This window comes from Shewanella sp. HL-SH2 (assembly GCF_051164935.1).
Classification (GTDB): domain Bacteria; phylum Pseudomonadota; class Gammaproteobacteria; order Enterobacterales; family Shewanellaceae; genus Shewanella; species Shewanella glacialimarina.
Genome location: NZ_CP195035.1, coordinates 848,349 through 860,698, shown reverse-complemented (window position 1 = coordinate 860,698; position 12,350 = coordinate 848,349). Strand labels below are relative to the sequence as shown.

The following is a 12,350-nucleotide window of genomic DNA, read 5'->3' as shown; positions in this document are numbered from 1 at the left end:
CGCGTCACGTTTAGACACGACAAAAATTGGATTAACACTACAATCGAGTATGATTAACATATTAGGTTTAGCGTTAATCCTTTTTTATGGATTAACATTTTTATAGGCCTATCACTTTTTTGGCTAGATATTTTAAAAGGTAATCATATGTCAGCAGCCACACCCGACGTAACAGGTATTAAACTTAAGCGGAAATCTAAGTTATTAGAAGTCAGTTTCGACAATGGCCAAACCCACAGCATTAGTTGTGAGATGTTACGCGTCCACTCGCCATCGGCTGAAGTACAGCGTCATGGCAACCCAGTATTGGTCACCCATAAAAAAGAAGTTAACATTACTGCCATTGAACCCGTTGGTAATTATGCGGTAAAGATTATCTTTGATGATGGTCATGATACAGGCTTGTTTTCATGGAAGGTTTTATTTGATTTGTGTACTAATCAGGTCGAGCTTTGGCAACAGTATTTAGCCCGCCTTCGCGCGGAAAAGGGGTCGCGTGAAGCGCTGATTTCAATGAACATTAAGTACTCATAAACCTTATCTGCCAGGCGTTTTTATTTGAATTATTAATATGGTAGTAATTTAATTATGCTACCGTTAAACGATGGGATAGCACTTACCTGTCTGGAATAAACTGTTAATTATCATGTCTTTATTAGCTCACGCCCATTTGAAACTATACGTACAGGAAAGCCCTAAATAGAAACGCATAAAATCCCCCTCAAAAATAGCATCGCCGCCGTTGTAAATGAACTTTAAAAAACATTCCTGCTGAATTCCTTTGCAGCAAGTTTTTAATTAACCCCATCTTGCGACTATGGCAGATAAACCTCTTAATAAATAAAAAATAACACCAAAATAACACAAAAACATTACACTTCAACAACTTACAGTCAGGTCGAATATCAAATAATTATCATCATGTATAGGCAAACTGAAAATATAGCTAACTGAGAGCTTTTCTCTGCATACCATTATATTCAATTGTAAGACGTCACTTATCTCGCTGGTCAGAGCATTCTATTGATTCATAACGTTTACTATCCCATCAACTCAAACCATTTGCGCCGGCTCACAAAACTCGCCATACTGGTTCAAACGCATGTTTGAACTAATCTTAATTAAAAACAATAAATCAGAGAATAGCCCTATGAATAATGCAATTAAAACACCCGTTGAAATGCTTGCGCATTGGGTTGAAACACACGGCGAAAAAGTCTATTTACGCCAGCCGATTAATGGCAGCTATAACGACTTCACCTGGAGCGAAGTACAACAAAAAGTTCAACAAATCGCAGGCGCATTACGTCATCTGGGTTTAGTACCCGGCGATAAAGTCGCTATTTTATCTAAAAACTGTGCCGAATGGTTTATTACAGACTTAGCCTTAATGCTAGGCGGTTACATCAGCGTACCTATTTACCCTACCGCCAATGCCGATACCATTCGCTATGTGTTAGAACACAGTGGTACTAAGGCTATTTTTATCGGTAAGTTAGACTACTGGGCAGACCAAGAAGCCGGTGTCGGTGGTGAAATTTTACGCCTAGCCATGCCCTATGACACTATGCCAGCTCAGTATCAATGGGATCAGTTATTGTCATTGGGTCAGCCTCTTGTTGATGCTGAGTATCCAACGCCCGACACCACTATGACCATCATTTATACCTCAGGCTCAACAGGTAAGCCCAAAGGCGCTATTCATACCTTTGCTAATTACAGCTGGACCTGTGAGGCTGTGGTACGTGACTTACAAACCAATACTGCCGATAGACTGCTGTCTTACTTGCCTCTGGCTCACATCACTGAACGTATTGCCATGGAAGGGTCCTCTTTCTACTCAGGCTCAACGGTGGCGTTTGTTGAAAGCTTAGATAGCTTTGTTGAAGACGTGAAACGTTGCCGTCCAACGGTTTTCTTTTCAGTACCCCGCTTATGGACCTTATTCCAACTTAATATTGTTAATAAAATTGGCCAAAATAAGCTTAATTTCCTGCTTAAATTACCTATTATCAATAGCATTATTAAACGCAAAATTCAGAAAGGCCTTGGCTTAGAACATTGCCGTTTACTCGGCTCAGGCTCAGCGCCTATTCCACCCACGTTACTGAAGTGGTATCACAGTATTGGTATGAATATTTGTGAAGCATGGGGTATGACCGAAAACTGCGCTTATTCGATTATTAACTACCCTTTTAATGCCGATAAGATTGGCACGGTCGGCCGCGCAATTGAAGGCTGCCAGGTGCGCCGCACCGAACAAGGTGAATTATTAGTAAAAAGTCCCGGTTTAATGAAGGGGTACTATCTACAAGATGAAGCTACTGCAGCGGCATTTGATGAAGATGGATTTTTCCATACTGGCGACTTATGTGAAATAGACAGTGATGGTTATATAGATATTACCGGTCGTGTGAAAGACAACTTCAAAACATCAAAGGGCAAATACGTTGCGCCAGTGCCTATCGAGCGCAAGCTGGCTCAAGACTCACACGTCGAGTTAATCTGTGTTATCGGTTCAGGTCTACCTCATCCCGTTGCCCTAGTACAATTGTCTGAAGGCGCCAATTTACAACCACGTGAAGAAGTGCGTACCTCATTAAAGGCTACCTTAGACAGCATAAATCCTAATCTTGAATCCCATGAACATGTTGATGCAATTATTGTTGTCAAAGAACCATGGACTATCGAAAATGATGTATTAACCCCAACACTTAAAATTAAACGTCATGTGCTTGAAAAAGCCTTTAGCGCTAAAGTAGAGGGTGTTCGTGGTGCAAAAATTCGCTGGGAAGATGAGCTATAAATTGATGAACTAAAATTCATTAAATAGACAAAAAATACACGCTGAATGCGTGTATTTTTTTGACATATTCTGTCAATATACGCCTCATTATGTCTGTAACCCTTAAGTGGCTAATGGTTAATACCGCGCCACTTCATTAAATGAGAGCAACATGTTAATTGCATTAGCCATTCTTGGCGGATTTATTATTTTAACCATTGGGGCTGAAGCCCTAGTTCGTGGCGCAAGTGCTGTTGCACTTAAGCTCGGTATTGCCCCGCTGATTATTGGTTTAACCATTGTGGCTTTTGGTACTAGTGCACCAGAGCTTGCCGTCAGCATAAAGTCTGCTCTTGCTGGCAACCCAGGCATTGCCTTAGGTAACGTTGTTGGTTCAAACATTGTTAACATCGGATTAATTCTGGCTATTACCGCATTAATTAAACCGATCCAAATACAATCACAAATGGTTAAACGTGATATTCCCATCATGATTGGTGCATCCATCTTAGTGTGGACATTACTACTTGACGGTATAGTCAGTTTTACCGATGGCGCAATTTTATTCAGCTTATTAGTGGGTTACTTAGTATTTAGTTATGTCAGTTCAAAAAATGAACCCGAAGAGTTAGATATTGATACCAAACCGCAAAACCCATTACTGTCTGTAGGGCTTATTATTGTCGGTATTGCTATGCTGGTTGGCGGCGGAATTTTATTCGTTGATGGCGCAGTAGATCTCGCCAAAATGTTTGGCATTAGTGAAGTCATTATCGGCTTAACGATTGTGGCTATTGGCACCAGTATGCCAGAGCTAGTCACTTCGGTTATGGCTGCATTAAAGGGCCAAAGTGATATTGCTATCGGTAACGTAGTGGGATCGAACATCTTTAACGTTTTAGGCATATTGGGCGCTACAGCATTAATCCACCCGGTATCTGCAGAGGGGTTTAATCAAATAGACTTCATCGCCATGATCATTTTCGCCATTATGGTATTACCTTTTGCCTGGAGCGGACTGCGTATTGGTCGTCGCGAAGGTGCGGTATTGCTAACGGGCTATATTGGTTATACCGGCTTCTTGATTTCTCAAGTGGTTGCTTAAATTAAACATGCTAATCAGCTGGTGTTGATAAACACTTAAGTAGATTTACTAACAACCAAAATCTCCATCTTGGTGTCCAGCAAAAAAACCGTCTCATTTTATAGGCGGTTTTTTTATGCCTACAAAACTCACCTAAAATTGATGACATTTGTCATATCAAATCCATGACCTATGTGTCTGCCAAGCTTCACTGTTTCTCGACATAATTATCTCAGTTTCAAACCAGTCTGGTTTGGCTTATTAACATGAAACAAATGGAGATTGACATGAAAACACTATTATTGATTGGCAGCTTAACCCTTATTAGCCACGCAAGCTTTGCTGACATAAACCAAATTGATGCCGCGGCCAACACCATGAATATTGAGCAACTAAAACAAATTAGTAGCCAAACTTTTGATTATGAAAAAGCTTATGCTGAATACCGCTTAGCAATAACCGCCAATATTTTGGGGCAACGACAACTTGCCAGCACTCACTTAGATTCAGCCCAAGCAAACCTTGCACAACTGATTAACAGAGAAAATAGTGCCGATGCCAGCGCGCTGTTAGCATCAATCTATGGTATGCAAATCGCCTTTGATAGCAGCAAAGCAGCCACCTTAGGTGTGAAGTCATCCCGTTTACTGACCCAAGCAGAGCAACTTGATGCCACGAATCCAAGAGTTAAATTGGTGCAAGCCATTAGCGCATTCAATACCCCATCAATATTTGGTGGCGGTATAGACAAAGCACAAACACTTGCAACAGAAGCCATTACCCTTTTTGAAGCTCCTTGTGAAAGTATTTGCTGGGGGCACGCCGAAGCCTACACATGGCGCGGGCTAGCTAAACAAGAGGATGGCGACATGGCGGGGGCAATTTCTGACTGGCAAACCGCGTTAACGGTTGATGCACAATATGGTTGGGCTAAGTTTTTACTTAGCCAGCAAACAGCAAAGCAGGTGTCAAAGTAAGCGTCATATTAAACGCCTTTTTAAATAAAGGCTTGTGCAAATACGCGCAATTAAGGCGCAGTTAACATATGATTAACAGCGCCTTAATTATCAGCACGACCTAATGATTAAACGGGAATGAGCACCATGAGTTACTTTAATAACAACGCCCTAACTGCTGAAAAAAGCTACGAGCAAAAAACGGCTTGGGTATACCTGTTAAACCTAGGTTTTTACTTTGTGCCGCTGTTTTTTATGCAAGGTCAATGGCTCAGTATCATAGTCGCACTGTTAATATTAGTGCCCTTTATTTTCGGATATTTTTGGGCATATAACAGCAGTACCCAAAAAGCGCTTTACCCTATCATCTTAATGCTAACATGCGCGATTGTGGCGACACCTTTTACCTCCGGCACTATTTCATTATTCTCATTTGTATGCTTTTTTATTGGCTTTTTCTATACATTACGCACGGCTACTTTAGGGTTTTTGGCAATTTGTTTGTTGTTATTACTATTGAATCAAGTCGTTAATATTGAAGGGTATTACTTCGCTTTTTATGGCATGGGCATTAGTTTAGGTGTAGGGGTTTTTGGTATTATTGAACAAAATCGTCAACGTATTAAGCGTCAGCATAAGCGCTCACAAGACGAGATAACCCAACTGGCAACCGCATTAGAACGTGAACGCATTGCGCGTGATTTACACGACATTATGGGCCACAATTTATCTTCTATCGCCTTAAAAGCCGAACTTGCTGGACAATTACTTCATGCAAATCAATTAGACTTGGCCCAAACACAATTAAGCCAATTAGCCGAAATAGCACGTGATAGCCTTAGCCAAATTCGTCAAACTGTGTCGAACTACAAACATAAAGGTCTGCAAGCTTGTTTGCCTACATTAATACAATCTTTGCGCGATCAAGGTATAGAAGTAAATGTGGAGGGTGATACTCCCTCATCAACTGTTCTTACCGAGTCACAATTAGCGCTCATTTTGACAGAGGCTATTAATAATTGCCTTAAACATAGTCATGCTGAAAAAGTGAGTCTAATTTTTGCTCAAGATGAACATCATATTCATCTTAGTCTCAGCCAGAATACCGCCGCAAAAGAGATTACCGAAGGTAATGGTTTAAAAGGCATACGTGAGCGGGTAGATTTATTAAATGGCACATTTGAATATCAAACGACACCAGTCTTTCAGCTGAATATCACCCTACCCAATGCAACGCATTAAGGTTAGTAGTGAGTCGCGGTAACAAGAAAGAGCTAAAGCAAAGGGAAACGATACCGTATGAAAATTTTACTCGCTGAAGACCAGGCTATGATCCGTGGTGCCTTAGTGGCACTGCTTACGTTGGCCAAAGGCCAATTGCCCCTCGCGCATTTAGCTAATGGCTTTGAAATTACAGAAGCTGAAGACGGTGAGCAAGCTTTAGCTTTGCTGAAAAAACAGTCTTTTGATTTATTACTCACCGACATAGAAATGCCGCATAAAACCGGCCTTGATTTAAGCCAATGGCTACAATCACAATCCAGCACAACCAAAGTGATTATTCTAACCACCTTTGGCCGAGCCGGTTACATCAAACGCGCCTTAGAATATGGTGTAAATGGTTTTTTATTAAAAGATGCCCCATCAGATGAGCTAATTAATGCCATTATTAAAGTCATGTCAGGCAAGCGCGTGATTGACCCTGAGCTTGCGTTTGCCGCCATAGGTGAAATTGACCCGCTAAATGACAAAGAACGCCAAGCACTGCGATTAGCCAGCGAAGGTAAAGCTACCAGCGATATTGCCAAATTACTCTTTATTGCCGAAGGCACGGTACGTAATTACTTGTCTGAAGCAATCGCTAAACTCAATGCCAGCAATCGCATTGATGCTGCTCGAATTGCCAAACAAAAAGGTTGGTTATGAATTTAAGCTAATATCTTGATATTGCCTTAGATCTAATCTCTGCTAAGATAGTAAAACATATGTATATAATCACAGTACTATGCAATTGCTTAGCAAATTGAGTTAAGCATAACTTAGTGGAGTAAATAACGTTTGTTGCGTTTAGATTTAGTGCCCATCACCGAGCTAAAAGGTGTGGCTAAAAAAATGGCTGAAAGGCTGCATAAGCTAGGCATTAAAACAGTACAGGATGTGCTGTTTCATTTGCCGCTGCGTTATGAAGACCGCACTCAAATCTACCCTATTAGCGCCCTATCATTTGGCGGCTACGGCACCATCGAAGCCGAAGTTCAGTCCACGCAAATTATTCAAGGTCGTCGCAGAATGCTTATCTGCAATGTGCGTGATGACACAGGACCTATGACATTACGGTTTTTTAATTTTTCGATGGCACAACGTAATGGTATGCAACAAGGCGCGATGATCCGTGCCTATGGTGAAGTTCGTCGTGGCAATCATCATGCTGAAATAGTTCACCCTGAATATAAAATTATCCAAGCCGGTGATGAAAGTAATTTAACTGAAACCTTAACCCCGATTTATCCGACAACGGAAGGGTTAAAGCAGGCAAGTTGGATTAAGTTAACCGAACAAGCACTATTGATGCTAAATCAAGGTGGCTTGCAAGAGCTTATTCCCGCTAACCTGCAACCCAACAACCTGACACTGCCGCAAGCCCTAATGCTACTTCATCGACCGGATAAAAATGTCGATCCATTTATGCTTGAGCAAGGGCAACACCCTGCCCAGCAACGTTTAGTCCAAGAAGAATTACTCGCCCATAACTTAAGCATGTTACAACTAAGACAAAAATCACAGCGTGATGCCGCTATTTCAATCGCCGCAAGCGGGCAACTACTTAATCCATTTTTAAAAAATCTCCCTTTTAGGCCAACAGGTGCGCAACAGCGCGTTGTTGCTGAAATAAGCCAAGACTTACAGCAATCGCATCCTATGATGCGATTAGTGCAAGGTGATGTAGGCTCAGGCAAAACATTAGTTGCTGCAATGGCCGCGCTGCAAGTCATAGAAAATGGTTATCAAGTGGCTATGATGGCACCCACTGAGTTATTAGCCGAACAGCATGCGATTAATTTCGCCCAATGGTTTGAACCTTTAGGGGTAAAAGTAGGTTGGTTAGCGGGTAAAATTAAAGGTAAGGCAAGAGTACAATCATTAGAAGATATCGCTTCGGGAGCGGCACAGATAGTCATTGGTACCCATGCAATATTTCAAGAGGCGGTTCACTTTCATAAACTGGCGTTAATAATTATTGATGAACAACACAGATTTGGTGTTCATCAACGTCTAGGCTTACGCGAAAAAGGCGTTAGTCAGGGTTTTCATCCACATCAACTCATCATGACTGCCACCCCAATACCCAGAACCTTAGCCATGACAGCCTATGCGGATTTAGATACCTCGGTGATTGATGAACTCCCCCTGGTAGAACGCCAGTTACCACGGTAGCCGTATCCGACAGTCGCCGCAATGATGTGATAGAAAGAGTTAGACAAGCCGCGCTACAAGATAATCGTCAAGCTTACTGGGTATGCACCTTAATTGAAGAGTCTGAAGTATTAGAATGTCAGGCTGCTGAAGATACCGCGGCGGAACTGACTGAGGTATTACCAGAACTCACTATTGGCTTAGTACATGGGCGCATGAAAAGCGCTGAAAAACAACAGGTCATGGCAAAATTCAAAGCAGGTGAAATACAGCTGCTAGTTGCGACGACTGTGATTGAAGTAGGCGTTGATGTGCCTAATGCTAGCTTGATGATTATTGAAAATCCTGAACGTTTAGGGCTGGCTCAATTACATCAATTAAGGGGACGTGTTGGTCGTGGTGCGGTGGCAAGTCATTGCGTCATGTTATATAAAGCGCCATTGTCACACACTGCGACCAAGCGATTAGGTGTGCTACGTAATAGTAATGACGGCTTTGTTATTGCTCAAAAAGATTTAGAGATCAGAGGCCCTGGTGAAGTATTAGGTACCAAACAAACTGGGTTGGCAGAAATGAAAATTGCTGATTTAATGCGTGACCAACACCTGATCCCAAGCATTCAAAAGCTTGCTGTGCATGTTTATCAACAAGTGCCCGATAACGTCGACTTAATCATTGAGCGATGGTTGGGTGAACGACAACAATATGTACAGGCATAAGATGATTTTTTATTTATATTTTAACCACCCTATGGACATGCAAGCGTAATCTTGCACAATGGAAACAGTATTTACTCTTTCTGTTCCGTATTATCAGCTTTAAACAGCTAAGGAATTACAATGCAGGTTAATAAAGAAGATAGAGCTACACCCGCGACTGAAGCTGAAACAAAACCAAATATGAATAACGCCATTATCGGCGGCGTTATCGTTGCACTGATAGTCGGTGCGGGTTACTTCTATATGAGTGGCGAAGACTCAGCTGAATTAGAACCGGCCATGCCAACACCTATTGAGTTACCAGAACCCGTGCCAATGAACCCTATCGAAGAGGTACCTATTGAAGAGTCGATTACAGATACTGATACAACTGATACATCAGTATCTGATATTGTGCCATTGGGTGGAGAGTCACAAGCCCCTAAAGTCGTTGCAGAACCCTTACCACCATTAGCGGAATCTGATGACTTTGTTGCCAAGAAAACCTTAGCTGTTGCCAATGGAATGAAAATTGAGCCGCTTATTTTGAAAAAAGATATGGCGCGTCAATTTGTGGTCTTTATTGATAACTTAGCTCAGGGTGAGTTGATCCGTAAAGCCAGCCCAATGCAGGGGCCCAGCAATAAGTTTTCGGTGAGTGAAATTACTAATAAAACTTACTTAAACCCAGATAGCTATCATCGCTATGATTTATACGCAGATTTTGTCTCTGGCTTGAACGATCAAGAACTTGCTGCGACTTACCGCGAACTTAAGCCATTATTTGAGGAAGCGTTTACAGAACTTGGTTACACCAATATGACTTTTGATGAACGCATGCAACAAGCTTTTAAAATGATTGCTGACGCCCCAATTGTTGAAGATCCTATTGAATTAACCTCAATATCGGTCAACTATCAGTACGTTGATGCTAATTTAGAAGCACTACCGAATGCACAAAAACTGCTTGTTAGAATGGGACCAGAAAACACCCGTAAAATTAAAAATGCCGTAAAACGATTACAACCTTTATTACCTCAATAGCCAGCCAACACTGTAACATTTGAGTAACCTATAAGAAGCAGCAGCGAAAAAACCTCTTTTCCTGCTGCTTTTTTATGCAAGCAAGACTGTTTAGCCCTTCATACTTTAGTGTAGAGTCACCCTGTCGATTTTTGGTTGCCAGTAATCTCTCCTATTTTCACTCGCAAACAAAAATGCCTACTTAGATAAGGACGACTAGGCAACAAAGAGGCAATGTAGTGCAGTTAGCATTTGATATTTTATCATGGAGTGCTTGGACACCTGTCTTTCCAACAAAAAAAGTTGGTCGCTCTAGCAGAGACCAAATCAACAAACTGTACTCAATAACGTGTCGCCAGCGCTTTCTCAAATACCTGCAATGAAAAGACGCCGGTTCAGTCGACTAAGCAAAATGATGCTTACTGTCGCATTTTATTGCAAACAGAAGTGTCAACTCGCAGTATCTTTCGTCCCGCCACTGTGAGCTCAATCGCACTATTGGCTTGCTTGAAGATGTGGTAGCCAAACAACCTCTTTCCCCCATGGCCTTTAGCCAGTCCGTACATAATATTAGCAGTGGAATTTATGGCATATTAAGCACTAATAAAGATAAAGCCAAGCTAACCCGTTTAAACGAATTAACTAATGATAAACTGGCGATTGATGCCTATGCCTGGATAACCAAAGTACTTTGAGTCTCTGGCAATGGAGCAATTCAAACCTGTGACAGTGACGCCGTCTGAAACCGAACCAAAAAAAGCTACGCAGTTACGTATCAGAGTATTTAAACTCTTACCGTTAAGCCTAATTGCTTAGCTTTAACAAAAATGCGACTCATTCGAATCGCATTTTTCCTTAAACACAGACATGTTAAAGCATGTAATTAAACACGATATATCGCCGCTTTGGTTTGATACTCTTCAGTAATTGCTTTCATGCTGGTCACTCCATTAGCTAACTTAGCAATTTGCTCTGATAACAAGGTAACTGTGTTCATGTTGTCGCTCATTTCGCTGCCAATATGACTTAACTGCTTACCCTGCTGTTCTGTATCATCAGCAACATGACGGCTTAAGCTAGCAACTTGCTCAATTTGATTAGCTCGTTCCGCCAGTCCCGATGCAATAACGTTTGTATGGGCCACATTAGCCGTGGTACGTTGCTTGCCTTCATCCATTGACTCAACTGTTTTCAGCATACTGTTATTTAATCGACTTAATACTTTGGCAATTTCATCGGTTGATTGACTAGTTCGTTGTGCTAAAGCGCGCACTTCATCGGCAACCACAGCAAAACCACGACCACTTTCACCTGCTCTTGCAGCTTCAATCGCCGCGTTTAATGCCAGCAAGTTAGTTTGCTCAGAAATACTGCGAATAGCTTGTAATAAGGTGGTGATGGCTGTGACATCTTTGGTTAAATCGGTTAAAGATTCGGTTACCTCTGTGGTATTACTTTCTAATAACTGCATGTCCTTCATGATCGACAATGCACTTTGTCTATCTTGCACGCTAGATGAAGCTGCTGTGTGTGCCTGCTCTGCTGATAATTTGCTGTTATCTGTAACCTGGTGAAAATACTGAATCACATTTTGCGCCGTTTGCGAAATTGAATGAGCCTGATGCTGCTGATGATTCATAGCCTCTTTAGTATGCTCGCTTAACATCAGTAATTGATCTGACGTCTTAGTCATCTTCGCGGCAATATCATGGTAATCACTGAACAACTGACTCAGCTCTTCCAACATCAAATTAAATGCACTCTCTGCTGAAGTCGTAGCAGGGCTCAGCCTAATAGATAAGTCTTTATTAGCCGAAATTTGCTCAATAGCATCGGCGATGCGTATATTCGCCGATGAGTCTTCGCGCATGAAGAGTGATATTTTAATTAAAATCATCGTTTCAGCTGCAGCAAATAAAGCATGTACAAACATAATGCTCCAATTACAATCGCCGGCAAAAATCATTATAGGTGTATCAAAAAAACTACCACCTGAAAGCTGAATATAGGTAAATAGCACATGATGAGCGGCAACAGTTAATAAAGAGGCTAACAAAGGCTGCCAACGCTGATAAATCAAAAAAATAGCCATAGAAGCAAAGATATGAAAATGCATTTCAATCATACCCATTTGGCTTTGTACTAATAGCGCAGATACCGTCATCATGATTACTGCTGCAACAATACCAAATAACGGCGTACCTTTAAGCATGCTGTAACTTGCCTGCACTAACACTGCTATAGCAACCGCTGAAACACCGGTAAACATGAGCATTTTAGCACCAAAAAAACCACTCAAAATAAGTAACGGTGCTTGCATTAATAATATTCGGTACACATATGCATCATTTTTTAATAATCGTTCAATGGCTTGCGATTCAATCATAGCG

Annotated in this window: 8 protein-coding genes and 2 pseudogenes; 9 read left to right on the top strand and 1 reads right to left on the bottom strand. The window is 41.5% G+C overall.

Annotation, left to right across the window (positions count from 1 at the left end):
* Positions 1-147 precede the first annotated feature (147 nt).
* From ACRWP9_RS03735 to ACRWP9_RS03695, 9 genes and pseudogenes are all read left to right on the top strand, one after another.
* Positions 148-534, top strand: coding sequence for a gamma-butyrobetaine hydroxylase-like domain-containing protein (locus ACRWP9_RS03735; protein ID WP_434927923.1), 387 nt, complete (start codon positions 148-150; stop codon positions 532-534).
* 616 nt (positions 535-1,150) lie between these two features.
* Positions 1,151-2,806 carry an AMP-binding protein gene (locus tag ACRWP9_RS03730; RefSeq protein ID WP_434927922.1) on the top strand — a complete coding sequence of 552 codons (1,656 nt, stop codon included), beginning with the start codon at positions 1,151-1,153 and terminating at the stop codon, positions 2,804-2,806.
* Positions 2,807-2,957: 151 nt separating this feature from the next.
* The gene (locus tag ACRWP9_RS03725; protein WP_434927920.1) at positions 2,958-3,890 is read left to right on the top strand and encodes a calcium/sodium antiporter; all 933 of its coding nucleotides are present in this window, start codon (positions 2,958-2,960) and stop codon (positions 3,888-3,890) included.
* Between the two features lie 266 nt (positions 3,891-4,156).
* Positions 4,157-4,846, top strand: a complete 690-nt coding sequence (locus tag ACRWP9_RS03720) for a hypothetical protein (RefSeq protein WP_434927919.1) — start codon at positions 4,157-4,159, stop codon at positions 4,844-4,846.
* Between the two features lie 126 nt (positions 4,847-4,972).
* On the top strand, positions 4,973-6,067 hold the full coding sequence (locus ACRWP9_RS03715) for a sensor histidine kinase (RefSeq protein ID WP_434927918.1): 1,095 nt from the start codon (positions 4,973-4,975) through the stop codon (positions 6,065-6,067).
* 57 nt (positions 6,068-6,124) lie between these two features.
* Complete coding sequence (locus ACRWP9_RS03710) at positions 6,125-6,751, top strand: response regulator transcription factor (protein WP_434927916.1); 627 nt, start codon at positions 6,125-6,127, stop codon at positions 6,749-6,751.
* 132 nt (positions 6,752-6,883) lie between these two features.
* Positions 6,884-8,958: pseudogene (gene recG, locus ACRWP9_RS03705) on the top strand (ATP-dependent DNA helicase RecG).
* Positions 8,959-9,078: 120 nt separating this feature from the next.
* Positions 9,079-9,981 carry a DUF3014 domain-containing protein gene (locus ACRWP9_RS03700; RefSeq protein ID WP_434927915.1) on the top strand — a complete coding sequence of 301 codons (903 nt, stop codon included), beginning with the start codon at positions 9,079-9,081 and terminating at the stop codon, positions 9,979-9,981.
* Between the two features lie 358 nt (positions 9,982-10,339).
* A pseudogene (locus ACRWP9_RS03695) lies at positions 10,340-10,655 on the top strand (beta-ketoacyl synthase chain length factor).
* Positions 10,656-10,843: 188 nt separating this feature from the next.
* Here the strand turns inward: ACRWP9_RS03695 and ACRWP9_RS03690 are convergent.
* Complete coding sequence (locus ACRWP9_RS03690; protein WP_434927914.1) at positions 10,844-12,346, bottom strand: methyl-accepting chemotaxis protein; 1,503 nt, start codon at positions 12,344-12,346, stop codon at positions 10,844-10,846.
* Between the last annotated feature and the right edge of the window lie 4 nt (positions 12,347-12,350).

What these genes read in the sequence shown, in the direction of transcription:
- ACRWP9_RS03735 (WP_434927923.1), top strand. Translation starts at nt 148, where the DNA reads ATGTCAGCAGCCACACCCGACGTAACAGGTATTAAACTTAAGCGGAAA.
- ACRWP9_RS03730 (WP_434927922.1), top strand. Translation starts at nt 1,151, where the DNA reads ATGAATAATGCAATTAAAACACCCGTTGAAATGCTTGCGCATTGGGTT.
- ACRWP9_RS03725 (WP_434927920.1), top strand. Translation starts at nt 2,958, where the DNA reads ATGTTAATTGCATTAGCCATTCTTGGCGGATTTATTATTTTAACCATT.
- ACRWP9_RS03720 (WP_434927919.1), top strand. Translation starts at nt 4,157, where the DNA reads ATGAAAACACTATTATTGATTGGCAGCTTAACCCTTATTAGCCACGCA.
- ACRWP9_RS03715 (WP_434927918.1), top strand. Translation starts at nt 4,973, where the DNA reads ATGAGTTACTTTAATAACAACGCCCTAACTGCTGAAAAAAGCTACGAG.
- ACRWP9_RS03710 (WP_434927916.1), top strand. Translation starts at nt 6,125, where the DNA reads ATGAAAATTTTACTCGCTGAAGACCAGGCTATGATCCGTGGTGCCTTA.
- ACRWP9_RS03700 (WP_434927915.1), top strand. Translation starts at nt 9,079, where the DNA reads ATGCAGGTTAATAAAGAAGATAGAGCTACACCCGCGACTGAAGCTGAA.
- ACRWP9_RS03690 (WP_434927914.1), bottom strand. Translation starts at nt 12,346, where the DNA reads ATGATTGAATCGCAAGCCATTGAACGATTATTAAAAAATGATGCATAT.